This window comes from Diaminobutyricibacter sp. McL0608, from assembly GCF_039613825.1.
Lineage (GTDB): Bacteria > Actinomycetota > Actinomycetes > Actinomycetales > Microbacteriaceae > Diaminobutyricibacter.
Genome location: NZ_CP154826.1, coordinates 2393401 through 2418688, shown reverse-complemented (window position 1 = coordinate 2418688; position 25288 = coordinate 2393401). Strand labels below are relative to the sequence as shown.

Sequence of the window (25288 nt, the reverse complement as noted above, 5' to 3'; positions counted from 1 at the left end):
AACACGTTCGTGAGATTAGCTCACGTCAGTGAGGGGTGTAGACAGAAGTGTGACCAACTTCGAGGATATGCTCCATCGCAACCTGCTCGGCGTCTTCAATGAGCGGGATGAGTCGCTGCGTCTTCCGCTCCTAACGGCGCTCTATGCGCCGGATGCTCGCTTCGCCGACCACGACGGAGTGGTCATCGGCCTCGAGGTCATCAATGAGAAGATCCGCGAGCTTCACGTCCGAACTCCCGGATTCGTGTTCGTGCCCGGACGGTTCCACGAAGTCCAGGACCTCGCCACTCTCGAGTGGTCGTACGGTCCTGCCGGCACCGAGCCCGTCGTCAACGGAACGGACGTCGCGATCATCCGCGACGGGCGCATCGGCTCGCTCTACGTATACCTGAGGTAGGGCAGAGCCCTCGCCTCGACGCACGCTCGCTCAGCGCATCCGCCGCCTATTCGTCTGCGTCGAGCTGTTTTCCGCGCATGACGATCAGCGGGTCGGGCCGTTTCACGACCGCAGGGTCTTTGCCTTCGTAGTCGAATTGGCTGAGGAAATAGCGCATCGCGTTGACGCGGGCGCGCTTCTTGTCGTTCGAGCGCACGATCGTCCAGGGTGCATGCCGCTTGTCGGTGCGACGGAACATCTCTTCCTTCGCCGCCGTGTAGTCGTCCCACCTGTCCAGTGAGGCGATATCCATCGGCGAGAGTTTCCATCGGCGCACCGGGTCGAGCTGGCGCATGGCGAAACGTGTGCGCTGCTCCGTTCGCGACACCGAGAACCAGAACTTGGTGAGGTGGGTGCCCGAGTCGATGAGCATCTTCTCGAACGCGGGCGCCTGGAGCATGAAAGTCTCGTACTCCTCATCGGTGCAGAACCCCATGACGCGCTCGACGTTCGCCCGGTTGTACCAGGAGCGGTCGAACATGACGATCTCGCCAGCCGTGGGGAGGTGCTGAACGTAACGCTGAAAGTACCATTCGCCTCGCTCCCGGCTGTTCGGCTTCGACAGGGCGACGACCCGGGAGGTGCGCGGATTGAGATGTTCGGTGAACCGTTTGATCGTCCCACCCTTGCCCGCCGCATCCCGACCCTCGAAGACGATGACAGCGCGGCGGTCGTTGTCTTCGAGCCAGTACTGGAACTTGAGCAACTCCACCTGAAGCTGGTACTTCTCGAGTTCGTACCGTTCGCGGGTCATCCGCTCCGAGTACGGGTATCCCTCCTGCCAGGTGTAGACCGGGTTGCCTTCCGGGTCGATCAGGTCTGGGTCAGCAGTGTGCCCGCCCTGGACCGTGTACCCGGTCGCACGCAAATGCTCGATGTACTCGCGTAGGTCGGTTGCGGGCCTGTCATCTGCCATCGTTTCTCCTGTCGCTTGTGGAGCTTCTGATTCAGCGAATCGTCACCGGCGGCTGCGCCCGTGAGACAAGAGCAGTGAGACGGCGGCCGCCGTGCCCACTCCGTACACGAGGTGCGCGACCAGATCCTTTCCGAGGGTCTTGGCGTCGTACTCGGTGATGCGTTTGTAGAGGTGCATCGGCGTCAGGATGGCGTAGCTGAGGCCCCACATGCCTGCGCCGAAGATCAGCCCGTAGCCGGTTCGAGGTCTATGTAGCGAAGCGGAGACCATCGTGTAGCCCACAGCTGCCGAGACTGAATATCCCCAGTGCATGAGGTTGTTGGCGAGTGCAGCGCGTGCGTCGGGGAGCGTGACTTCGTAGAGTCCTTCGACAACGCGTCGTCCGACCTGGGCCGGTGCGGGAGCTTTGTCCCAGTCGGTGACGTCGGCAGAGAACTCCCATTCAAGGAAGGGTTCGCTTCCGTGTTCTCGCCGGTATTGGCCGTACAACCAGAGGTCCATCGCCATGGTGCCGATCAGACCTGCGACCGCACCGCGAACGGCAGTTCCTACAGGGGTGACGCGTGGCCGATGGAAGGCATCGGTGGCTGTTGCACTCATGAGTTTTCTCCTCATCTGTGACGCGATCACATCCTCCCACCGACAGCATGATCACGCTTGCCCGGATCCTCCCAAGTAGTCTCGAAAGGTGCCGTCCTTCCGTGTCATCGTGGCTGTCGGTCTTCTTCGACCGGGCGTCCGCGCAGATGCTGTCCTGCCCGCCGTCGCCGACGCCGTGGCCGAGCGGACGGTCGTCGAGGCGTCCAGCCTCGACGTGGTGGCCCGCGAGGCCAGGGTGACCGTGCGTTTCACTGCGGATGGGGTCGAGGACGCGATCCCGGTCGCGGAGCACGCCGTTGCGCGCCTCCGGGGGCTCGCGCAGACGGGCGCATGGCGTCTGACCGAGCGTGTTGGCGGTCGGTGGTTCCGCCGACTCTGAGCGCACTTCTTCAGCACCCGTGTGGAAGGGCGCCGCGCCCGAAAGCCTTCATTGGCGCACATATCCACGGAGCGCTGCTTCGTAAAGCGAGGGTGTGTTTCGCGTCGTTGCGGTGACCAGCAGACCATGGTCGCGGACGCGTCTGGCGTAATCGCCCACGCACGGGATGACCACGATCTGCGTCAGCCCGTGCTCCCATGCCGGGATCAGCGCATCCAACGCGTCTCGTTCCGGCGACGCGAGGTCGGGCAATTCAGACGGCCTGACTTTCTCATCCCAAGCGTTGTACGCATCCGGTAATGCCGCGTCGCCGAAATGTCCTCGCCACGACGGGCCGTAGAGCTGTCCTAGCAGCTCGATTCGTTCCTCGGGATCAATAGCGTCGTGAGAGAGCCGCTCCAGAAGAGCGGGATCGCGTGGCGTTGCAGCATGGAGAACGCACGCGTCCCACAGTCGCACCCATTCCGACGTCCACTCCTGATTCGGCGCAATAAGGCGATCCCTCCGGCTCATGGGCTGAGGCGTGTCCACCAGACGAGGCGGATCGTCCAAGGGGAGAGGGAGGGCCCACGCCTCGCGGATCCACAGGAGTTCGTGCAGCGTCTGTGAATCGTTCTCGATCGTGAGGCGCATGTCGCGCGGCCACGGATTGCCGGGTATCGGAACGGAAGACCTCATCGAAAACCACCACCCTGTCTCCTCCCGATCGTTGCACATGGGCAATCTCCTGATCGGAGTAGAACCATTCGTCCACTCTGTGATAAAGTGAGGATTTATCGGGGGTCGATTGGAACGCCTTTCCATGCGCCGAAGTTCGTCGCGCAGAAGGACTGTTCGTCGACGTCTCACTGGGGAGATGGCACTCGTGAATGCACGGGCCGGGGGATCTGAAGCCGAGGACCAGCCGACGGCAAAAGGCCGGCCGGCGGCAAAGCGCCAGCCGGCAGCCAAAGAGCCGGCGACGGCAAAAGAGCAGCCGACGGCAAAAGCCACCGTTACCCGGAGGCCGAAGCGCGGAGCAATCGCGACGCCCAAGGACGTCCTGGAATCGGCGACCCCATTCGAACCCAGCACTGACCCGGCGTCCGAGCCGGGTTCGGAACCTTCTGCGGAAAAATCTGGCCGTTCAGACTCTGGGATAGGAGAAACAATCGTGAGCGACACGCAAGCCAATATGGGTATCCCCGGCACTCCACCACCGCCCCCGGGCAGCGCAGGCGCCGGCAAGAAGGCCGGCTCGGGAAACGCGCAATCCGGTTCAGGCATCGGAACTCCAGGTACGCCTCCTCCGCCCGAGAGCGGCAGCGACACCGCTGCCGGTTCGCAATCGGGCGACGGCAGCACTAAGGGAACTCCCGGTACGCCGCCTCCACCGCAGGCCGGCGGAGGCGGCGGGCAGCAGGCCAGCTCCGACAATGTGGGGAAGGCCGGCACGCCTCCTCCGCCCTCCGGCGACTCGGCGGCGAGTTCGTCATCGGGCGCTGGCGGCGGCGTGGGTACTCCGGGAACGCCGCCCCGACCATCCTCTGGCGCGGTCGGCTAAGCACCGCACGACAGATCACCGCGGCCCAATGCGGAGCCGCGACCACCGACAACGTAATCCACCATCATCGGCAGGAGTAACACGCCATGCCCGACAAGATCTCTCCGAAGCGCGGAGCGCTTCCTTCCCCGCGGTCTGCGCTAGCAACCGCCACACCGTACTCCGCCCGTCTTTTGGGCGCGCCACCGGAGTACATCGTCATTCCGCCCCAACTCTCGATGTGGGGCAACGATGTCCACGGCGACTGCGTGACGGCTGAGGAGGCCTTCGCGAAAGCCTGCTACCAGCCTGAAATCTTCATCACCGAGGCAGAGGCCATCAACTGGGCCACCGCTCACGGCGTTCTGGAGGGTGCCTATATCAACCAGGTTCTCGACTGGATGGTCAATGACGGCTTCGATCAGGATGGCCAGAAGTTCAACGACGGCGGCAAACAGTCGGTCGATTGGACCCAGTCGGGCGTCCTCAAGGACGCCATCTCACAGGGGCCGGTGAAGCTCGGCGTCGCCGCCGACCAGATCGATGGCGCGTACACGGGCCGCACTGGCTGGTTCGGGACCGGATGGCACGCCGACTCGAACGAGGACCACTGCGTTGCGCTGTGTGGCTATGGCTCAATGACCTGGCTTGCCCAACAGCTCGGCGTAACCGTGCCGGCCGGCGTGGACGGCTCCCAGCCGGGCTACGCGCTGTACACCTGGGACACCATCGGTATCGTCGACGAGCCGTCGATGCGAGCGATCACTCACGAGGCATGGCTGCGGGTTCCGACCACCGTTATCGTGTCGGAAGGCGTACGCATCCACGTGACGGCGCGTGGCAGCGACGGGGCGCTCTGGCACATGTGGCAGACGGCCCCGAACAACGGCTGGACTGGTTGGAACTCGCTCGGCGGCTGGATCGATCTGATCAAGGTCGCGACGAACGCCGATGGCCGGCTGGAGATCTTCGCGCGTGGCGGTGATGGTGCCGTGTGGCACAACTGGGAGACGTCGCCCGGCGGAAGCTGGAGCGGCTGGTACTCGCTCGGTGGCTGGATCGACCGGCTGGATGTCGTCAAGAACGCCGATGGCCGACTCGAGATCTTCGCCCGTGGTGGCGACGGTGCCCTCTGGCATATGTGGCAGACGGCCCCGAGCAACGGCTGGAGCGGCTGGTATTCGATGGGCGGCTGGATCGACATGCTGGAGGTGGCGCAGAACGCCGACGGCCGGCTGGAGATCTTCGCTCGTGGTGGCGACGGTGCGATCTGGCACATGTGGCAGACGGCGCCCAGCAACGGCTGGAGCGGGTGGTATTCGCTCGGCGGCTGGATCGACCTGATCAGCATGGCCCGAAACGCTGATGGCCGGCTGGAGATCTTCGCGCGTGGCGGCGACGGTGCTGTGTGGCATATGTGGCAGACAGCTCCCAACAACGGCTGGAGCGGTTGGTACTCGCTCGGCGGCTGGATCGACCGGCTGGAAATGGGCCGAAACGCCGACGGACGGCTCGAGATCTTTGCTCGTGGCGGCGACGGTGCTGTGTGGCACATGTGGCAGACCGCTCCGAGCAACGGCTGGAGCGGGTGGTATTCGCTCGGCGGTTGGATCGACCTGCTCAAGGTCGCGTCCAACGCGGATGGCCGAATGGAGATCTTCGCCCGTGGCGGCGACGACGCTCTCTGGCACATGTGGCAGACCTCGCCCAGCAATGGCTGGAGCGGGTGGTACTCCCTCGGCGGCTGGATCGACCAACTGGAGACGTGGCCCCAAACGCCAGGCAATCCGTAAACCACGCCCGGCCAGGCTTTCGGTCCTCACTTCCGTTTACCGGAGGTGAGGACCGGGTCGTTATGGTCATTGCTCATCGATCGGACCGCCTGCCAGAGTGGAGGCAACGATCGAGGGGAATCACATGAGCGACGCACATCCGGGCCTGACACCAGAAGAGTTCGACGAGGCCAATGCGACCTTGAGCACGCCTGACACGGTCGCGTCGCCGTTCGGTGACCTCACCTTCTTCGACGGCGTTCCCGTCGCCGAGACTGTCGAGACGGCGTATGACGCGCTGGATCTGATGCGCGGTATCGAGGTCTTTCTGAACGCTGTTCCCGGCGCCTCGCTCGTCGCGTTCCGGAACGGTCTGCGCTCGGCCGGAATGACCTCGTTGCGGGCCATCGGTATCACCGAGCCTCGCGCCAACTCGGGGAGTCTGTTCTTGACGCCGAACACCGAGACGACCTACGGCACGGTCATGCTCGACCTGAAGGCGTGGGGTCCGACGGTGATCGAGTCTCCACCGCAGTCGCTCTGTGTCGTCGACGATTTCTGGTTCAGGTACGTCACCGACATGGGCATCGCCGGACCAGACCGCGGCGAGGGCGGGAAGTACCTCTTTCTCCCGCCGGGCTACGACGGCGATGTCCCCGACGGCTACTTCGTCTTCCGAACACCGACGTTCACGAACTTCGTCGTCCTCCGGGCGCTGGGTGGGGTGCCGGCGATGAAGCAGACGCGCATCTACCCGCTGTCCGAAGCGGACGATCCGACGCCGAACGAATTCATCAACCTTGCTGAGCGGCGCTTCAACACCATCCACTCGAACGACTACAGCTTCTTCGAGGAAGTCGCCGCGCTCGTCCAGGAGGAGCCGGTCGAGGCACTGGATGCCGAACGTGCGGGCCAGCTCGCGTCCATCGGCATCGAGCACGGCAAACCATTTGCTCCCGACGCGCGAATGCGCGCCATCCTGGGAAAGGCGGCGCCGCTGGGGGCCGCGATCGCGCGGGTGCTCGCGTACGCTCCTCGCGACCCGGATGCCACCTTGTATGGATCGTGGAAGAACGCGTTCGTCGGCGGCAGCTACGAATTCCTGCGTAACGGCGCACGGCTGCTGGATGCGAGAACCCAGTTCCACTACCTGGCGACGGTGATCACTCCGGCCATGGCGCATGCTCAGGTCGGTGCCGGTTCCGCATACGCGTATGCCGCGCACGACGCCGGTGGCGATCTGCTCGATGGTGCCCGCACGTACCGGCTCCACGTCGAACCGAACCCTCCCGCAAAGAACTTCTGGTCGGTCGACGTGTATGACACGCAGACTCGGTCGCTGCTCATCGTTCCTTCCACCCCATACCCGGCGGTGGCGAGCAACGATGGGAAGATCCAGGCGAACGACGACGGATCGTATGACCTGTACTTCGGTCCGGACGCTCCGGAAGGCAGCGAGTCGAACTGGGTCGAGACACTGCCCGGAAAATCGTGGTTCCCGATCGTTCGTATCTATGGACCGCTCGAGCCCTGGTTCGACCAGACGTGGCGTCTCAACGACCTCGAACCGATTGACTGAGCCGGCGTAGCCCGGCCACAAGGACGGCGGTGCAACGTGCCTCACGCCATCGCGAGCACCCTTCGCCACCCCACGGCCTGGCTGCCTATCGCCGTGCCGCTGGCACTGCTGACCTTCATGGCCGCATACCTCAGCTGGTTCGAGGTCCCACGCACGTCGGACGAAGACACCGCCGCACACATTTTCCAGGTGACGATGCTCGTCGAGATCGTGCTCGTCGTGGTCTTCGCGGTGCGCTGGCTGCCGAAGACGCCGGCACCCGCCGGAATCGTGCTCGGAATCCAGTTCTTAGCGGCGGCGACACCGCTCGCCCTGGTGTTCGTGCTCGGACTGTGAGCGCCACGCAAACGCTCACTCGAGTTGCGCGTTCGTGTCGCCGCGTGGAATCGGGTGGTAACTTCACGACTGTTACGAAGAGCCCAACCGGCTGCCGCGCGCGGTAGATCCGGCACATTTCGCCAGAGGGTTGCTCGAGGCGGGGTATTCGTAGATGGGATTCACAATGTTGTCGTCTCTCCGTCCCACCCTCCTATCGTCGCTCGCCGCTCTTGCTGTGGCCGGCCTGGTCGTCGCCGCGCCGACTGCCGCAGTCGCCACGTCGAAGACGATCGTCGTTGCGGCCAATGGCAGCGACAGTGCTGCCGGGACTCTTGCTTCACCCCTCGCCACGATCCAGGCGGCCGTCAAACGCCTCCCGGCCGGCGGAACCGTTGACATCCGTGGCGGGCGCTATTACCAGAAGATCGATCTGACCGGCGTGAACCAGATAACCGTCGAGGCCTATCATCACGAGCACGTGATCCTCGACGGCTCACGGTTCAAGCCGGCGGATGGTCGATCCGCGATGGTGAACATCAACAACAGCTCGAACGTGGCGCTCACCGGCCTGGACATCACCGACTATCGGTCGCAGCAGCTGAACGCGATGCCGATCGGCATCTACATCCACGGAGCGGGTGATCACCTGCTCATCAGCGGCAACCACGTGCATGATCTCGGCAACGACAACCAGACGCTCGGCAGCTTCGACATCAACGCCCACGGGATCGCCGCGTATGGCGACAACGCCGCCCATTCCCTCAGAGACCTGACGATCAGCGGCAATACGGTCGACCACCTGAGCCTCGGCGCAAGTGAGAGCGTCGTCGTGAACGGGAACGTCGATGGATGGTCGATCACGAACAACGACATCCACGACAACAACAACATCGGAATCGATGCGATCGGCTACGAACCGACGATCTCCGGCACGGATCGCTACACCGATGTCAATCGCGCCAGGAACGGGGTGATTTCGGGCAACCAGGTGAGCTACATCCGATCGCAGGGCAACCCTGCGTACTGGGAGGACGGCACGTGGTGCAATTGCGCCGACGGCATCTATGTCGACGGCGGCGCGCACATCGCCATTCGGAACAACGTGGTGACGGGTAACGACATCGGTGTCGAGGTTGCAGCTGAGAACGGGCGTGGTTCGGCGGACCATGTCGAGGTGCGATCGAACACGATCAGCAACAGCCTGTACGTCGGGATCGCCACCGGCGGCTACTGTGATGGCGCGAGCGACTGCGGCGATGTCAAGACCGGTCAATCCTTTGACAACACGTTCATCGGCAATACCTTGCGCAACAATAACAAGCTGAACGATGGCTCGCCCGAGATACTCATTCAGTTCTACGCCCATGACAACGTGTTCCAGAACAACACGGTCACTGCCACCAACGATGCGGGTGCGGTCCTCGGGACCGTGGACCGAGCGGACGCGGACAAGGTCAGCGGACACAACGTCAGCGACCACAACACCTTCGCGATAAGTGGGACGACGAACGTCTCATTCGGATGGCTGGGGCAGACATACTCCAGCTTCAAGGCCTACCAGAAGGCGACGGGCCAGGATCTGCACAGCACCCTGAGCCGATAGCGCGTCGGCCGGTCTACCGCCCGGTTTCAGACGGTGGCCCGGCCGTCGGCGCCGGAGCGGTAGGACCAGGTCGGGGCTTGCCGGAGGGAGCCGGCGCGGGCTTCGGGCTCGGGCCTGAGCTCAGGTAGACGGTGATGGTGTCGCCCCTGTTGACCGCGCTGTCGGCGCTGGGGGAGGTGGACTGCACGGCGCCCGCCGGCTGGTCGCCCGCCCGCATGCCGCCGTCCTGGTAGCCCAGTCCCAGTGCACTGAGCGTTGCTTTGGCACTGTCGGGAGTCTGCCCGGTGAGGTCGGGAAGAGTGATCCGCGCTCCGACGACGGAGGAGGCGGAAGGCGCGGGGAAGCTGTCGCCTCCGTATTTCGCGACGGCTGCCGCCATGACATTGCGCATCACTGCGGTTCGGGCCAACGCGGGTGTGGTGCCGTGGGTCGGGTAGATCGTTCGCATGTCCGCATGGCCGTCGATGTTGCCCACCCAGTAGGCGCCGGCGACTTTCGTTGTCGCTGCGACGAGCCAGAGCTGCTGATTGCCGTCAGTCGTCCCGGTTTTGGCCAGCATGTCTGTGCCCGTCGGGTTCATGCCTGCAGCGGTGCCGTAGGTGGTCACCCGTTCAAGGGCATAGGCCATGGCGGCGGCGATCTGCGGGGTGACGGCCTGGGTGCACGTGGTGGTCGGTGCGGGGATGCTCCGGTTGTTGGCGTCGGTGATCTTGTCGATGGCGATCGGGGTGCAGACGGTGCCCCCGTCAGCGATTGCGGCGAACGCTGTTGCCATTGTGAGGGGCGCCACGTTGTTGGTCCCGAGCACGCTGGCGGGGTTGGTGTCGAGGTGTCCGCCGGTGGCAGGGTGGACGCCGAAGGCCTCGGCATCGTTGCGGATATCGCACAGGTCGAGTTGGCGGGCCATCGCGACGTAGGCGGTGTTGATGGATGCCGCGGTCGCGCTGAGCGCGCTCTGGATGCCTTCTTCGCCGGCGCTGTCGTTCGTGGGCTTCCATGGGCCGACCCAGGGGCCCCCGCAGCTGTCGGTGAAGGTCGACTGGTCGTAGGTGCGGATGTCCGCATTGACTGTCTCGTTGAGCGTGTGGCCTTGTTTCAGCCACTCGGCGAGGGTGAAAGCCTTGTAGGTCGATCCGACCTGGAATCCACCGGAGCCGCCGTATCGTTCGTCGGTGTTGTAGTTGATCGAGGTGTACTGGGCCCCGGAGTCCAGGACGGCAGGGTCCTGGCTGTACTGCTTGTTCTGGGCCATGTAGAGAACCCGACCGGTTCCCGGCTGCACGCCGACGAGGGCGCCTCCGAGGTTTGCCTCTGCGTAGGTCTTCGGCACATACGAGTCGAGTGTCTGCTCGGCTGTGTCCTGGAGGTCCGTGTCGAGAGTCGTGAAGATCTTGTAGCCGCCGCGGTTGAAGTTGGCCGCGCGGTCGTCGTCGGTTGCCCCGAATTTCGGGTCGTTGAGGATGATCCGCTGAACGTAGTCGCAGAAGTACGCTGCCCCGCCCGCTGTCTGGCAGCCGCGAACCGATGGTGTGATCTTGGGCGTGATCGGCGTCGTGAGAGCTTCGTCGTACTGCTGCTTGGTCAGCTTCTTGTACTGGTACATCTTGTCCAGGATGTAGTCGCGACGCTCTTTGTTGGCGGCGTATCCGTTGGCCTTTCCATTCGTCGGACTCGTCGGGTCGTCGAGCTTCAGCGACGTCGGTTCGTTGACGATCGCGATCAGGCTGGCGGCCTGCGCGGGCGTCAGCTGGGCCGCGGTAGTGCTGAAGTAGTAGCGGGCCGCGGCTTCGATGCCGTAGACCGTGCCGCCGAATCCGGCGATGTTCAGGTAGCCGTCGAGGATTGTGGCTTTGGAGTATTTCTTCTCGAGACCGATGGCATATCTCATCTCCCTGGCTTTGCGTTCGGGGGAGACGCCGGTGGAGTCGTCGACACAGTTCCGATATTTGGTCTTGTCGGCATCTGTTTTGACAGTCATCGCTTCACACTTCTGGAGCAGGACGTTCTTCACGTACTGCTGGGTGATGGAGGAACCGCCCTGGACGTGGTTGCCTACAAGCGTGGACAAGACACCGCGTGCGGTGCCTTGAACGTCGATTCCCCCGTGCGCGTAGAACCGCGGGTCTTCGCCTGCAATGGCCGCATCCTTGGCCGCCTGGGAGATCTGGTCGAATTTCACGGGGAGACGGTCTTGCGCGTAGAAGGTGGCGAGGGTGACTTCTGCATCGCCCTTCTTCGCGTAGATCGTGGTCGGCTGTGCGAGTTGGTCGATCTTCAGGTATTCGGGGAGGCCTTCGAAGGCGCTGATGCTGCCCTTCGTGGCCATTCCAGCGACAGCGATCGCGGGAGTGACGGCGACGGTGACCAGGAGACCGGCGACGGCACTCGCGCCGACGAACGCGCCGAGCGCCGCCCAGCGGCTCACGGTCGGACCTCATTGAAGGAATTCACGACGGGGGAGGCTGTCATCGTTCCATGTTCGACAGGGCGATTGATGTTGTCCAAGACGCCAACGCCGGTTCTCATGCCGTTTTGGCATAAGGTTGCTGACTATGGACCTGGTGGCAGCCTGCGTGGCGTTCGTGAACGTGAGCGAGCGTGGAAGTTTCACTGTCGGTGCCGCTGCCGCTCGGGTGCCGCAATCGGTGGCCAGTCGGAGGATAGCGGCGCTGGAGGGGCGGCTCGGTGACCTGCTGTTCGATCGAAGCTCCCGAAAGGCGACTCTGACGCCGTTCGGGCGTGCGATGTTGCCCTCTGCGAAGCGCCTGGTTCGCATGGCGGTGAACCTGGATGCGGATGCGGAACGAGCCAGGTCGCTCACCCTGCGGCTGTCGCTGCCGTCGGGGCTGGAGGTGGGCGACCTCGCGCGGCTGGTGGCGGATGCGCGCCTGAAGGGCTTGCGGATCGATGTCGTCACGGCAGACGCTGACGAGCGAATCGAGCAGGTTCGATCGGCGGAGGTACACGTCGCTCTCGTGCCTGCGACACCCGCCGAGGCGACGTGGTCGGTGCCGTTGGGTGTCGCGAGCGTACGCGGTCGGACTGGTGCTCCGTTCTTCTTCGACACGATCAGGCGCGGCCGGACCGACACCGCGACACCACCGCGGATCTGGATCCAGGCCGAGGACGATGTCCCGGGAATTCGCGACCGAATCACCCGACTGCGCGACAGCCACGGACTCGCACCTGCTCAGCTGGAGGTCACGCAGTCGACCACGACCGCCGTTGCAGAGGTCTATGCAGGCCGGGACCTTCTCTTGTGCGCGAGAGAGGAGGCCGACCGGCTCGGGCTGGCCTGGCAGCCGTTCGGCGACCTACGGCTGGTGCGCGGCTTTGACCTCGCCGCGAAGGACCTTGTCGACGCCAACCGCATCCACAACATCCTCGGCGACGCGATATCGCAGTGCCTTCACGCGACGAGAGCCGGAGACGCCGCATGAGAGAACGCGCGGTCATGGACGACGTCCGCCTGATGCTTGACGACGGCGGCCTGCGCGGGTCCTTTCTCGTCCGTGATCTGGACACCGGCGAAGAGATCGGAATCGACCCCGAGGACACGTACCCCATCGCATCCGTCGTCAAGGTTCCGCTGGCGGTCGCGACACTCGAGCGGATGCGGCGGGGCGAGCTCGACGGTTCGACGCCGGTCGTCGTCGCCCCCGGTCTGATAACCACCCCCGGACCGACAGGGATCAGCCGGTTCCGGCACGCGGCAACCGTCGCCATCGAGGACCTGCTCTATCTCAGCACCTCGCTCAGCGATGGCGCCGCGGCCGACGCTCTTTTCGAACTCACTCCTCCGCAGGAGGTCGTCAGCATCCTGGCCGAGCTCGACGTGCACGGGATAGCCGTGCGGCACAGCGCCGGAGAGCTGGCCGAAACGCTCGCAGAGAGACTGCCGGCCGAGGAAATGCATCTCGCCTACGAACTCGCAATCCTCGGGGCGACCGATGGTCATGGGCACCGACTTCCGCAGCTCAATACCTCTGTGGCAAGCGTCTCCACCGCACGTGCCCTCGTCGACCTCCTCGATGCCCTCTGGCGCCCGGCGCGAATCGACGCCAGCGTCGCCGGTCGCGTACGGGAACTGATGGGCGCAAACCTGTTTCGGCAGCGTCTCGCACCGGACTTCGGCTCCGAAGCGTCGCTGTGGTCTTCCAAAACCGGAACCGTCCTCAACCTCCGCCATGAGATCGGCGTCGTCGAACATCGCGATGGTCCGACATTCGCAATCGCTGCCCTCACCGAGTCCCGTGTGCCGAGCCCGCAACAGCCCGCTGCGGAGGCGCTCATGGGCCGGGCGGCGCGAATTCTCCACGACTTCCTTCGCGACGAAGGAGTGAGTGCGGACCGCTGAGGGATAGGCATGGTCGCGGTCGAGCGACACGGTCTAGTGTGTGAGCGAAAGGCGGCGTGAGGCGAACGGACAGCGGGATGAACCAGCGGGGCGCATCCACAGACAGCGATTCCTTCGTGGACGACTTCGACGGACCGGCACTCGACGAGAAGATCTGGTTTCCGCACTATCTCCCGCAGTGGAGTTCCAGGGCGAAGACGGCAGCCAGCTATCGGGTGGCGGACTCGCTGCTTGTTCTGGATGTTCCCATCGATCACAACATCTGGTGCGAAGGGCTGCACCAACCTCCGATCCGTGTTTCAGGCATGCAGTCAGGGACCTTCTCCGGCCCTCTCGGGAGCACGATCGGCCAGCAACCGTTCGCGGGCCACCCGACGGTCATGGAAGAACAGGACTCGTTCCGGGGACTGCTCGTGACCGGCGGGCGAGTCGAGATGCGCGCCGCCATGACCCTCTCGCCGCGTTCGATGGCCGCACTGTGGCTCGTTGGTTTCGAGGATGAGCCTCAACGGTGCGGGGAGATCTGCGTGGCCGAGATCTTCGGTCGGTCCATCGGCAACGACTCCGACACGGTCACCGTTGAGGTGGGTATGGGGGTGCATCCATTCCGCGACCCCGAACTGGTCGAAGACTTCGCGACGCCCCGCGTGAGCATCGATCCGACACGATTTCACGACTACGCGGTGGTCTGGAGAAAGGAAGACGCCACGTTCTTGATCGACGGCGTCGAACACCACCGCAGTCGTACGCTTCCGCGATATCCGCTTCAGCTGATGCTCGCGGTCTTCGATTTCCCCGAATGGAGCGACGGCACTGATGGTGACCTCGTCCCCGAACTCGCGGTCGACTGGATCCGCGCCACCGCTGATCTCTGAGGGGCAGGGAGTCGCAATCCCTAATCGGTCGGCGGGTACGACTCGCCTTGCCAGAAGTTCCAGCGATAGCCCCACGGGTCGACGACGGTGAAGGTCAGGGGCCCGTACGGCTGCTGCTGGACGGCGCTGAGGGGGGTGTTGCCGTCTGCTTCCGCGACCCGCGCGCGGTACGCAACGATGTCGTCGACATGGACGATGAGGAGCGCGCCGGCGCCCTGACCGATGCGTGGCGGACGACCCGTGACCGACACTCGGTTGTCGCCGACGAGGATGTCGGCTTCCTTGGTCGACGGTCCACCCAGGCGCCAGCGGGTCGACGGCCCGAACTCGAGCACCCGTTCGAGCCAGTCGAGTGCGGCGTCCGCGTCTTCGTAGTACAGGTACGGAATCACTTCGCCGAATGCCACGGCGTGCCCCTTTCGTACAACGGGAATGCGCCCACCGTACGCTCACATTCGGGGGTGCTCAACGCGCCTACGCTCAGCCGACGCGCTGCCGATTCGACCAGAAGCCGCCGACTGTGTCACCCGAGTCAACGGGGGAGGCGGCACGCCCATCCAGGTCGTCTGCGACCAGCTCGATCGCGTCATGAATCGCGCGAAGCGCATTGAAAAGGTTCGGTGGAAGCTGACCGAGGTTCTCGTGCTGAAGCGTCTCGATGAATTTCTTCGCCTCGTAGATCGCTGCTCGCGTCTCGCGGCGGATGGGCGAAGCCGGCCCGCGCAGAGCAGCGGGTATCGGTACCACGGTCGATTCGTTCCACGTCGCCGGCTGGCTTGCCGCCCATCGTGCCCGCGTCGCCTTCTCCCGGTCGTCGCGAATCCCCTGGGCGATGGCGTGGGTCGTCAAACTGCCGGTCATGTCGGTCATGTTCGGACGTTACGCGCCCAACATGTACCTGCGTACAGGAACCGTGACAGACCCGGGAAAGAGTCTCGGAATACCGCGCACGCCCGCGCGGTTCGACCCAGAGGCGTCACAGTCCGTGACACGAATTTGAGGGCGGCCGGACGCCGACGATACTGGAAGTCCCGACTGCAATCACAGCGCGCTGCAGAAGACCGTATGGTCGCGCCCGAATCACAAGTGAGAGAGATCCACCGACACATGCGAAACCTGACGAAGGCCGCGGCTGTTGCCGCTGCCGTTGCCATACTTCTCGCGGGGTGCAGCAGCACCCCCTCCTCCTCTTCAGGCTCAGCGAAAGGCGGGACGCTGACGATCCTGACTCCCGCGACCCAGATCAACCTCGACCCCGCGAAGAGCCAGAACCTGGCGACGACCACGCTCAGCCTCATCGAGCGTCGTCTCACGACGTGGGAGGTCAAGCCGGGCCAGGCCGCGAAGGTCGTTCCCGACCTTGCGACCAACACCGGTACGCAGAGCGACGGCGGCAAGACCTGGACCTACACGCTGAAGGACGGCCTGAAGTTCCAGGACGGCACCCCGATCACCAGCCAGGACATCAAGTACGGCGTCGAGCGGTCGTTCTCCGACCAGCTCACCGGCGGCCTCGGCTACCACAAGACGCTGCTCGTCGGCGGTGCCGACTACAAGGGCCCGTACACCGGTGGAGACCTCGCATCCATCGCGACGCCGGACTCGAAGACCATCGTCTTCCACCTGAACGCCTCCTACGGCGACTGGCCGTGGATCGTCTCCATGCCCGCCTTCACCCCGGTGCCCAAGGCGAAGGACAACCCGACCACGTACGGGAACACCCCCGTCGCCTCCGGCCCGTACCAGGTGAAGGCGAACCAGGACGGCACCGCGCTGACTCTCGTGCGCAACAAGTACTGGAGCTCGAAGACCGACAGTGTTCGCACGGCCGGCCCGGACTCGGTCGTGTTCAAGGAGAGCCAGAACCAATCGACGACCGTTCAGAGCCTGATCTCCGACACCGGTGAGACGAAGAGCGGTTTCGGCGCCCAGTTCCTCGGTGCTGCAGAGCTCGCTCAGGTCAAGAACAACCCGAGTGCGAAGGCACGCCTGGCCACGTCGCAGGCCGGCCCGATCAGCTACCTCGCGATGAACACCCAGCGTGGCGCCCTCAAGCAGCTCTCGGTGCGCCAGTCGCTCGAGTATTCCGTCGACAAGAAGGCCTTCCTCATCGCGTCCGGTGGCGCCGACGCCGGAATCCCGGCGACGACCATGATCACTCCCGGTATCGCAGGGCGCAAGCAGTTCAACCTGTACCCGGCGGGAGCGGATGGCGATGTCGCGAAGGCGAAGGAGCTGCTCGCCAAGTCGACCGGCGTCAGCAACCTCAACCTGACATTCCTCGTGCAGAATGACTCGTCGTCGCTCGCCCAGGCGCAGGCTATTCAGCAGGGCATCGAGCGCAGCGGAATCAAGGTCACCCTCAAGCCCGAGGACCAGAACTCCTTCTACACCGACGCCAGCGCGAACGCCGGTGACTTCGACTTGGTCCTGTTCAGCTGGCAGCCCGACTTCCCGAGCGCCAACAGCAACATCCAGCCGTTGTTCGCCTCCAGCCAGATCGGTAACGGCGCCTACAACGTGTCGCACTACTCGAGCCCGGCGGTCGACGCCCTGATCGACCAGGCGACCGCTGAGACCGACCAGTCGAAGGCACAGGACCTCTGGGCCCAGGCTGACAAGAAGATCATGGAAGACGCACCTGTCGTGCCGCTGTCGTACGCGAAGCAGTCCTTCCTGCGCGGTTCGAACGTGCAGAACTTCTTCATCCCGTCGTTCCCGGCCTACCCGGACTACATGACGGTGACGCTCGGCAAGTGAGCTCCCACCGATGAGTGACGCGCCGATCCTGTCGGTGGACGAGGTCTCGATCTCGTTCACCGACAGGGACGACCACGAAGGGGCGCACACCCGCAAGGTCGTCGACCGGGTCAGTTTCGACCTCGAAGCGGGGCGGGTCCTCGCCCTCGTCGGCGAGTCCGGCTCGGGCAAGAGCGTGACGGCCATGTCGACGCTCGGGCTCCTTCCGGCCGGCGCGACGGTCACGGGAAGTGTTCGGCTGCAGGGCGAAGAACTGCTCGGAGCGACCCCGGCGCGACTGCGCCAGGTGCGCGGCGGCAGCGTGGGCACCGTGTTCCAGGAGCCGATGACCGCGTTCAACCCGGTCATCACGATCGGCCGCCAGATCGCGGAAGCCCTGGCCGCGCACGGCCTGGCCGGCGGTCGCGCGAATTCGGGCGACCGCGTGTCGAGCCTGCTGGCCTCGGTCGGGATCGCCGATCCGGCCCGTGTCGCCCGGTCGCACCCGCACGAACTCTCCGGCGGCCAGCTGCAGCGCGCGATGATCGCGATGGCGATCTCGTGCGACCCGGTGGCACTCATCGCAGACGAGCCGACCACGGCGCTCGATGTCACCGTGCAGGCCGGCATCCTCGACCTGATCCGCGAACTCCGCGACCGACTCGGAACTGCTGTACTGCTGATCACACACGACATGGGCGTGGTCGCCGACCTCGCAGACGACGTCGTCGTCATGCGGGAGGGGCGGGTCGTGGAGCGGGCGGATGCGTCGGAGCTGTTCGCGCATCCGACCGCCGAGTACACGCAGCGACTCCTCGCTGCGGTGCCACGGCTCGACGCGCTGCGGCTCACGGATCCCGCGGTCGTCACCGATCGCGCGCACCGGCCGGTCGCGGATGCAGCGGATGCGTCGGTCGCGCGTGCGGCGGCCCGCCTCGACGGCGCGTCCGTCATCTACGGCGGCCGTGGCTGGGGATCGCACCCGGTCGCCGCCGTCGACGATGTCACCCTGCTCATCGAGCCGGGGCAGATCTTCGGCCTGGTGGGGGAGTCCGGTTCGGGCAAATCCACGATCGGCCGCGCGCTCGCCGGACTGGTGCCGCTCAGCTCCGGATCGGCGACCGTCGACGGAGTCGAGCTCGCTCATGCGTCCCGGGGGGCGCTGCGGGCGGCCCGGAGCCGCATCGGCTACATCTTCCAGGACCCGGCCTCGAGCCTGAACCCTCGCGCCACGGTCGGACAGTCGATCGCGGAACCACTGAAACTCCACGCCGAGATCACGGGTGCTCAGCGGCGCGAACGTGTGCGCGAGCTGTTGTCGGCTGTGCAACTCGACACCGCGTTCGCCGACCGTTACCAGCACGAACTCTCCGGCGGTCAGCGCCAGCGCGTCGCTATCGCACGCGCGATCGCGCTTCGGCCGGCACTCCTGATAGCCGACGAGCCGACGAGCGCGCTCGACGTCTCGGTGCAGGCCACTGTGCTGGATCTCCTGCACGACCTGCAGGACCATTACGGGTTCGCCTGCCTGTTCATCAGCCACGACCTGGCGGTCGTCCATGACCTCGCCGACCAGGTCGCCGTGATGCACGACGGTCGCATCGTCGAGACCGGGACGACGGCGAGCGTGCTGCGGTCACCATCCGATCCATACACCCAGCGACTACTGGCGGCGGCGCCGGTACCCGACCCCGAAGCGCAACGGGTCAGGCGCGAGGAATGGCGGGCGCTCGTGGCGTGACCTGCGCCCAGAGACCCAGCCACCGCCATCCAGCCCCAAGGAACCATCAGTGAGTACCGCAGGAATCGAGCAGGAACAGATATCCAGTCGCAAGACCGGGTTCCGCCACGTCGCAGCGCATATCTGGTCCGACAAATGGGCGACCGCAGGCGCGATCACCATCGCGATCTTCGTGCTCGCCGCGATCTTCGCGCCATGGCTGACCGGCATCAGCGGGCAGAACCCTTACACGTACCACCTCAATACGCTCGACGATTCGGGTGCACCCATCGGCTGGGGTGGCGGAATCAGTTCCACCCACTGGTTCGGTGTCGAACCGCTGACCGGGCGAGACCTTTTCTCGATCGTCGTCTACGGAGCGCGGACGTCGCTCGGCGTCGGCATCACGGCAACGGTGCTGTCGGTGGCGATCGGCGTGCTCGTGGGGCTGACGGCCGGCTACTTCGGCGGCTGGTTCGACCGTATCGTCAGCCGCGTCATCGACGTGGTGCTCGGAATTCCCGCGCTGATCTTCATGATCTCCATCACGGCGATCGTCGCCGCGAGCTTTCCGCGGCCGGTGCTGATCGTGCTGGTCATCGTCATCCTGTTCGGATGGCCGACGGTGGCGCGAGTGGTGCGCGGTCAGGTGCTCGCGCTGCGTGAACGCAACTTCATCACGGCCTCCACCGCCATGGGTGCCGGCTCGTGGCACATCCTCGTCAAGCAGTTGCTGCCCAACGTGACGGGAACCATCGTCGTGTACACGACCATCCTCATCCCGAGCATGATCGGCCTCGAGGCCGCGCTGTCGTTCCTCGGTGTCGGTGTTCCGCCGCCCACGCCCTCCTGGGGCCGGACGATCGGCGACGCGGTGACGTGGGTGGCGACGGACCCGATGTACCTGGTGTTTCCCGGTGCCGCCCTCCTGCTGATCACGCTCGCGTTCAACCTGCTCGGTGACGGGCTCCGCGACGCACTCGACCCCCGTCAGGCGGTCCGCAAATGAGGATGTTCCGTTTCGTCTCCTACCGGCTGCTCGGCATGCTCCTCGTGCTGCTGGTCATCGCCGCGATCACGTTCGCAGTCTTCTACCTGCTGCCCACCAACCCTGCGCAGCTCAGCTGCGGCAAGCCCTGTACGCCCGAGAACCTGGCCCGCGCGAAAGCCTTCATGGGCTTCGACCTGCCCTGGTACCAGCAGTTCTGGGAATTCCTGCGCGGTATCGTCATGGGCCGCACCTTCGGCACCGGCCAGGACGCCATAGAGTGCGCCAGCCCCTGCTTCGGGTACTCGTTCCGCCTCAACGACACCGTCACCAACCTGATCATCTCCCGCTTCCCGGTCACCGCCTCGATCGCGGTCGGCGCCGCGATCGTCTGGCTGCTGTTCGGAGTCAGCGGCGGTGTCGTCTCGGCGCTCAAGCGCGGAACAGCAGTCGACCGGGGTGTGATGACGTTGGCGATCGCGGGCGTGTCCGCGCCGAGCTACTTGGTCGGGCTGCTGGCGATCCTGCTCTTCGGTTTCACCCTGGGCTGGTTGCCGACCGGCGGCTACGTGCCCTTCACCGACGACCCCGTCGGGTGGTTCACGCACCTGATCCTGCCGTGGATCACGCTCGCCTTCATCAACGGGGCGATCTACGCCCGGCTCACCCGCGGCCAGATGATCGAGACCATGGGGGAGGACTACATCCGCACCGGTCGTGCGAAGGGCCTCAGCGAGTCGACCGTCGTCGTGCGGCACGGGTTGCGAAACGCCCTCATCCCGGTCGTCACCATCTTCGGCCTCGATCTGGGTGCGCTCCTCGGCGGCGCGATCATCACCGAGAAGGTGTTCTCGATGCAGGGTCTCGGTGCGCTGCTGCTGGATGCGGTGAGCAGCCTCGACCTGCCGGTCGTGGTGGGCTTCACCCTGTTCGCCGCCTTCCTCATCGTCTTCGCGAACTTCGTCGTCGACCTCGTGTACGGCGTGCTCGATCCCCGTGTGAAGGTGGGCGCCTAGCCACGCGGTCAGCTTCGTCAGGCAAGCCGGGCGAGCGTGGATGTGCGGCTTACAGCGACAGCTCCTCGAGTCGGTCGGCGAGGATGATCCGGGCCGCAGCCTCGATGAGTGCCAGATGCGAGAACGCCTGCGGGAAGTTCCCCAGGTGCCGGGCTCGATCGACCTCGAACTCCTCCGCATACAGGCCGAGCGGTGAAGCGACGCGAAGCAGGCGCTCCAGCAGGTCGGTGGCCTGCTGCCGCTCACCGACGACGGAGAGCGCCGAGACCAGCCAGAACGAACAGATCAGGAACGTGCCTTCCTTGCCGGTGAGCCCATCGTCGGTCTCCCCGGTGACATACCGCAGCACGAAACCGTGCTCGGTCAGTTCCTTCGAGATCGCGTCGACCGTGTTCTTCAGCCGTTCATCCGTGCCGGGCAGGAAACCGAAGATGGCCGCGAGCAGGGTCGAAGCATCCAGCGCGTCGGTGTCGTAGTGCTGGCGCAGCACGCCGCGGTCGCTCACGCCGTGGGCGAGGATGTCGGCGCGGATCTCCTCCGCGGCCTCGGTCCAGGTCTTCTCGAGTTCGAGATCCTCGCGGATCGCGGCGATCTTCGCTGCGCGATCCAATGCCACCCAGCCCATCAGCTTCGACGAGACGTAGTGCTGCGGTGCCCCGCGGGCCTCCCAGATGCCCTGGTCGGGTTCGCGCCACGACGCCAGCGCCGCCTTGGCCTGCGCCTCCACCAGCGGCCAGAGGCGCCTGGGCAGGTGCTGGTTGCGACGTGTGTGCAACAGGAGGGAGTCGAGGACCGCGCCGTAGACATCGTTCTGACGCTGGTCGAACGCTCCGTTGCCGATCCGGACCGGCCGGGCGCCCTCGTAACCGGAGAGCTCATCGCGCGTCGACTCGGTCAGGTCGCGCCTGCCGTCGATCCCGTACATGATCTGCAGGCCGCCGTCCTGGTTCGGTTCAAGGTCGGCCACGAACTGCATGAATTCGTCGGCCTCCCAGTCCAGGTTCAGAAAATGGAGGGCCTGCAGGGTGAACGTGGAGTCACGCATCCAGGTGTAGCGGTAATCCCAGTTGCGCTCGCCGCCCGGCGTCTCGGGAAGCGAGGTGGTGAGAGCGGCGACCGTCGCGCCGGTCGGCATATAGGTGAGGCCCTTGATCGTCAGAGCCGACCGCTCCAGAGGGTGGCGCAGCGGGTGATCGGGGATGCGCGCCCGCGCCAGCCAGCGCCGCCAGAACGTGACTGTGCGACCGATCCGTTCGGCAGCATCCTCGACATCCGTCGCGGAAGCGAAGTCTTGCGCCCAGGACAGTGCGCAGTAGGCCTTCTCGCCGGCCGAAAGCGTGTGCCGGGCTCGGGCCGAGCCGCCCTCCAGGCCGATCGACATGTCGGTGCTCAGCCGAAACTTCTGCCCGGCGCCGGTGGCGTCGGCGGCATGCCCGTCCTGGTCGACGAGCGACCATTCGGCGGGCTCGCGCCCATAGTCGAAAGCGGGCTCGCACATCATTTCCACCTCGACCGAGCCCTCGAGGCACTCGACCAGGCGCAGCAGGACGTGCTCTGCGTCGTCGTCCGCGGGTGGCCTGGTGTGCGGGGTGACGAGGTCGGGTCCCGTTCGAGGTCCCATCGTGAGCGCGTCATGCACCACCAGCCAGCCACCGGGAGTGTGCCAGGTCGTCGTCAGGACATTGGTGCCCGGAACGTAGGACCGGTGCGTCGGCACGTTGATGCCGAACGGACCGAACCGGAACGAGCCGGCCCCCCGGTCGAGGAGGTTCCCGAAGGTGCTGGGCGAATCGAACGCGGGAATGCACAGCCAGTCGACCGAACCGTCGGGAGCGACGAGCGCCCCGGTATGGCAGTTCGAGAGGAAGGCGTAGTCGGCGATGGGCGGGAACGGCGACGAGAGGCTCATTTCGCGCCCCCGTTCGACTCGACGATCCAGGGGCCCTGCCAACCGCCATGATCGGCGACGAGGGTCGACGCGATCGCGGGACCCCAGGTGCCCGGAGCATACGGATGCACGGTCGGCGGGTTGTCGATCAGCGGCTGCATGATGCGCCAGTTCTCCTCGACCAGGTCCTGTCGCGTGAAGCGGCCGGAATCGCCGACGATCGCAGCGCGCAGCAGCACCTCGTACGGCGTAGCGCCCTCCCCGCCCTCATCGGCGAACTCAGCGTCCAGGGTGATCGCCTCGGGGCCGGGTGCGTCCGCTCGATGAGCGTCGACGATCAGGCGGGCACCAGTGGAAGGATCCAGCTTGACGACGAACTCGTCACGCACGGGCCCTCGGTCGTTGCCGGCACTGAGCCCGATGTGAACGGGTGGCGGCTCCCGGAAGACGACGCGCAGTTCTGTCTGCGTGACGGGCAGCCTCTTGCCGGTTCGGATGTAGAACGGGACGCCCTGCCACCGCCAATTGTCGATCTCGAGCCGCAGGGCTGCGTAGGTCTCCGTCGTCGAACCTTCGGCGACTCCATCGATCTTCTGATAACCCTCGTACTGGCCTCGCACGTAGTTTGCGGGATCGGCGGCCTTGACGGCGCGCAGGAGGGTCACGGCAGCGTCACGCAGTGCCTCGCGTCCCTGTCCGGATGGCGGCTCCATCCCGGCTGCGGCCACCACTTGCATGATGTGGTTGACCACAACGTCTCTCAGTGCACCGACAGGGTCGTAGAAGTGTCCGCGGTCATCCACCCCGAAGTCCTCGGCCATGGTGATCTCGACGCACTCCACGTAGCTGCGATTCCACAGCGGTTCGAGGATCGTGTTCGCGAAGCGGAGGTAGAGGATCTCCTCGTAGCCCATCTTGCCGAGGTAGTGGTCGATCCGGTACAGCTGCGCTTCGTCCAGGTACTTGTGCAGTTCCACTGCCAGCGCCTTAGCCGATTCGAGATCGTGACCGAACGGCTTCTCCACCACGACCCGGCCGGCGGCCGTGAGACCGGCCTCCGCGAGTCCCTGTGCGACCCTGGCGAACAGGAAGGGCGGGATCTCGAGGTAGAACACCGGATGCTTCGAGCCCGTGATCGCGTCGCCGACGCGCTCGTAGGTCGCGTCATCGCCGAAGTCGCCCTGCACGTAAGCCAGCCGCCCGGCGAACCGTGTGAAGACGTCCTCATCCAGCACTTCACCCGTGGCGACGATCGAGTCCCGCGCGCGCTTCACCAGTTGCTCCAGAGTCCAGTCGTCGACGGCCACGCCTACGATCGGACAGTCGAGCAACCCTCGGCGTTCCAGACGATACAGCGAGCGGAACGTCATCACCCTCGCGAGGTCGCCCGTTATCCCGAAGACGACCAGAACGTCGGCGACCGCCGAAAACTGGCCGGCGGGGGGAGTTGCGGCCGGGGTCGTGGTCGGTGAGGTTGAGCTGTTCATCGCTGTCTCCGTACGTGAATTGTTGGTGATCGTCGGGTCATTCCGCGGCGGGCGCCACGGACTCGGTGGCTGACGGTTCGGTCGGTTGCGAAGGGCCGACCACGCGGCGCCGGAACACCACGTATGTATATCCCTGGTAGACGAGCACGATCGGGAAGCACACCGCCGCGACGATCGTCATCACGGTCAGTGCGTAGTCTCCGGATGCGCTGCCGGCGACGGTCAGGCTGTACGACGCGTTCGTGCTCGACACGAGCACCTGCGGGTAGAGGCTGACGAACAGGGATGCGACGGCCAGGCCGATGGCGATCGAACTGGCCGTGAACGCGAGGCCGTCGCGCGCGCGGAACTGCCCGACGAGCGAACCGACCACCGCGAGCAGCGCTACCGCGAGCAGCACGTAGGTGCCCGGTCCCGGATGCGCGACCAGCGCCATCCACACCCCGAACAGCACGACCATGGCCACGTCGACGAAACCGATCACGTGACCGAAGGCGCGCGCCCGGCCGCGGACCGCATCCGTCGTCCGCAGTGCGAGGAACGTTGAACCCTGCAGCAGGCAGAGCGCGAGAACGGTGAGGCCGGTCAAGACGCCGAAACCGGTGAAGAGACTCCAGAAGCTGCCGGTGAAGTCGCCGTCGCTGTCGATCGGCAGGCCGGCGAGCAGGTCGCCGAGGGCGATGCCCAGGATGGTGGGTGCGACGATGCTGCCGAGCGTGAGGCAGAGGCTCCAGCCCCAGCGCCATCCATCACCGCGCCCGCGACCGCGCCATTCGAAGGAGATCCCGCGCACGATCAGCGCGACCAGGAGGAGCACGATCGCCAGGTACGACGCCGAGATCCAGGTCGCATACCAGGCCGGGAAGGCCGCGAAGATGGCCGCGGCTCCCACGACCAGCCAGACTTCGTTGCCGTCCCAGAACGGGCCGACGGTGTTGATGGCGACACGACGCTCGGTCTCGGAGCGGCCGACGACCGAATGGATGGCGCCGACGCCGAAGTCGAAGCCTTCGAGCACGAAGAACCCAGTCCAGAAGACGGCGATGATGACGAACCACAGGTCGGCGAGATTCACGGGTTCCTCCTCATCGTC

The 25288-nt window shown here is 65.3% G+C and carries 22 protein-coding genes; 13 read left to right on the top strand and 9 right to left on the bottom strand.

Going from position 1 to position 25288, the window contains the following annotated elements:
- Positions 1-49: 49 nt before the first annotated feature.
- Positions 50-397, top strand: a complete 348-nt coding sequence (locus tag AAYO93_RS11490) for a nuclear transport factor 2 family protein (RefSeq protein ID WP_345761327.1) — start codon at positions 50-52, stop codon at positions 395-397.
- A 46-nt stretch (positions 398-443) separates the two neighbouring features.
- Here the strand turns inward: AAYO93_RS11490 and ppk2 are convergent, their stop codons facing one another.
- The gene (gene ppk2, locus AAYO93_RS11485) at positions 444-1352 is read right to left on the bottom strand and encodes a polyphosphate kinase 2 (protein WP_345761326.1); all 909 of its coding nucleotides are present in this window, start codon (positions 1350-1352) and stop codon (positions 444-446) included.
- Between the two features lie 42 nt (positions 1353-1394).
- On the bottom strand, positions 1395-1952 hold the full coding sequence (locus tag AAYO93_RS11480) for a hypothetical protein (protein WP_345761325.1): 558 nt from the start codon (positions 1950-1952) through the stop codon (positions 1395-1397).
- Positions 1953-2040: 88 nt separating this feature from the next.
- Here AAYO93_RS11480 and AAYO93_RS11475 point away from each other — a divergent pair, with 88 nt between their 5' ends.
- On the top strand, positions 2041-2331 hold the full coding sequence (locus AAYO93_RS11475) for a hypothetical protein (RefSeq protein ID WP_345761324.1): 291 nt from the start codon (positions 2041-2043) through the stop codon (positions 2329-2331).
- 48 nt (positions 2332-2379) lie between these two features.
- Here the strand turns inward: AAYO93_RS11475 and AAYO93_RS11470 are convergent, their stop codons facing one another.
- On the bottom strand, positions 2380-3048 hold the full coding sequence (locus AAYO93_RS11470; RefSeq protein WP_345761323.1) for a hypothetical protein: 669 nt from the start codon (positions 3046-3048) through the stop codon (positions 2380-2382).
- A gap of 912 nt (positions 3049-3960) precedes the next feature.
- Between AAYO93_RS11470 and AAYO93_RS11465 the strand changes: the two genes are divergently transcribed.
- The 4 genes from AAYO93_RS11465 (at position 3961) to AAYO93_RS11450 (ending at position 9125) form a co-directional block, all read left to right on the top strand.
- Positions 3961-5646, top strand: a complete 1686-nt coding sequence (locus AAYO93_RS11465) for a hypothetical protein (protein ID WP_345761322.1) — start codon at positions 3961-3963, stop codon at positions 5644-5646.
- A gap of 124 nt (positions 5647-5770) precedes the next feature.
- A complete protein-coding gene (locus AAYO93_RS11460; protein WP_345761321.1) occupies positions 5771-7204 on the top strand; it encodes a DUF1254 domain-containing protein in 1434 nt (477 codons plus the stop codon).
- A 36-nt stretch (positions 7205-7240) separates the two neighbouring features.
- The gene (locus AAYO93_RS11455; protein WP_345761320.1) at positions 7241-7540 is read left to right on the top strand and encodes a hypothetical protein; all 300 of its coding nucleotides are present in this window, start codon (positions 7241-7243) and stop codon (positions 7538-7540) included.
- 166 nt (positions 7541-7706) lie between these two features.
- Positions 7707-9125, top strand: a complete 1419-nt coding sequence (locus AAYO93_RS11450; RefSeq protein ID WP_345761319.1) for a hypothetical protein — start codon at positions 7707-7709, stop codon at positions 9123-9125.
- Positions 9126-9138: 13 nt separating this feature from the next.
- Here the strand turns inward: AAYO93_RS11450 and AAYO93_RS11445 are convergent, their stop codons facing one another.
- Positions 9139-11550: a transglycosylase domain-containing protein gene (locus AAYO93_RS11445; protein ID WP_345761318.1), complete on the bottom strand. Its 2412-nt coding sequence runs from the start codon at positions 11548-11550 to the stop codon at positions 9139-9141.
- A 127-nt stretch (positions 11551-11677) separates the two neighbouring features.
- Here AAYO93_RS11445 and AAYO93_RS11440 point away from each other — a divergent pair, with 127 nt between their 5' ends.
- From AAYO93_RS11440 to AAYO93_RS11430, 3 genes are read left to right on the top strand one after another with little or no spacing between them, the layout of a single operon-like run.
- Complete coding sequence (locus AAYO93_RS11440) at positions 11678-12565, top strand: LysR family transcriptional regulator (RefSeq protein WP_345761316.1); 888 nt, start codon at positions 11678-11680, stop codon at positions 12563-12565.
- A complete protein-coding gene (locus AAYO93_RS11435; protein ID WP_345761315.1) occupies positions 12562-13482 on the top strand; it encodes a serine hydrolase in 921 nt (306 codons plus the stop codon). The genes AAYO93_RS11440 and AAYO93_RS11435 overlap by 4 nt, the downstream gene beginning before the upstream one ends.
- 56 nt (positions 13483-13538) lie before the next feature.
- Positions 13539-14357 (top strand): glycoside hydrolase family 16 protein, encoded by an 819-nt coding sequence (locus tag AAYO93_RS11430; RefSeq protein WP_345761314.1) that lies wholly within the window; start codon positions 13539-13541, stop codon positions 14355-14357.
- Positions 14358-14377: 20 nt separating this feature from the next.
- Here the strand turns inward: AAYO93_RS11430 and AAYO93_RS11425 are convergent, their stop codons facing one another.
- Positions 14378-14764 carry a VOC family protein gene (locus AAYO93_RS11425; RefSeq protein WP_345761313.1) on the bottom strand — a complete coding sequence of 129 codons (387 nt, stop codon included), beginning with the start codon at positions 14762-14764 and terminating at the stop codon, positions 14378-14380.
- 73 nt (positions 14765-14837) lie between these two features.
- Entirely contained in the window at positions 14838-15227 is a 390-nt protein-coding gene (locus AAYO93_RS11420) for a hypothetical protein (RefSeq protein WP_345761312.1), read from the bottom strand.
- Positions 15228-15464: 237 nt separating this feature from the next.
- Here AAYO93_RS11420 and AAYO93_RS11415 point away from each other — a divergent pair, with 237 nt between their 5' ends.
- From AAYO93_RS11415 to AAYO93_RS11400, 4 genes are read left to right on the top strand one after another with little or no spacing between them, the layout of a single operon-like run.
- The gene (locus AAYO93_RS11415; protein WP_345761311.1) at positions 15465-17117 is read left to right on the top strand and encodes an ABC transporter substrate-binding protein; all 1653 of its coding nucleotides are present in this window, start codon (positions 15465-15467) and stop codon (positions 17115-17117) included.
- 10 nt (positions 17118-17127) lie between these two features.
- Positions 17128-18837, top strand: coding sequence for an ABC transporter ATP-binding protein (locus AAYO93_RS11410; protein ID WP_345761310.1), 1710 nt, complete (start codon positions 17128-17130; stop codon positions 18835-18837).
- 49 nt (positions 18838-18886) lie between these two features.
- On the top strand, positions 18887-19825 hold the full coding sequence (locus AAYO93_RS11405) for an ABC transporter permease (RefSeq protein WP_345761309.1): 939 nt from the start codon (positions 18887-18889) through the stop codon (positions 19823-19825).
- Complete coding sequence (locus AAYO93_RS11400) at positions 19822-20820, top strand: ABC transporter permease (protein WP_345761307.1); 999 nt, start codon at positions 19822-19824, stop codon at positions 20818-20820. The genes AAYO93_RS11405 and AAYO93_RS11400 overlap by 4 nt, the downstream gene beginning before the upstream one ends.
- 49 nt (positions 20821-20869) lie before the next feature.
- On the opposite strand, the gene AAYO93_RS11395 is transcribed toward AAYO93_RS11400, so the two are convergent.
- From AAYO93_RS11395 to cydB, 3 genes are read right to left on the bottom strand one after another with little or no spacing between them, the layout of a single operon-like run.
- Positions 20870-22729 carry a glycoside hydrolase family 15 protein gene (locus tag AAYO93_RS11395; RefSeq protein WP_345761306.1) on the bottom strand — a complete coding sequence of 620 codons (1860 nt, stop codon included), beginning with the start codon at positions 22727-22729 and terminating at the stop codon, positions 20870-20872.
- Positions 22726-24195: a glucose-6-phosphate dehydrogenase gene (gene zwf, locus AAYO93_RS11390; protein ID WP_345761305.1), complete on the bottom strand. Its 1470-nt coding sequence runs from the start codon at positions 24193-24195 to the stop codon at positions 22726-22728. Before zwf ends, AAYO93_RS11395 begins: the two co-directional genes overlap by 4 nt.
- Positions 24196-24232: 37 nt before the next feature.
- The gene (cydB, locus tag AAYO93_RS11385) at positions 24233-25270 is read right to left on the bottom strand and encodes a cytochrome d ubiquinol oxidase subunit II (protein ID WP_345761304.1); all 1038 of its coding nucleotides are present in this window, start codon (positions 25268-25270) and stop codon (positions 24233-24235) included.
- Positions 25271-25288 lie beyond the last annotated feature (18 nt).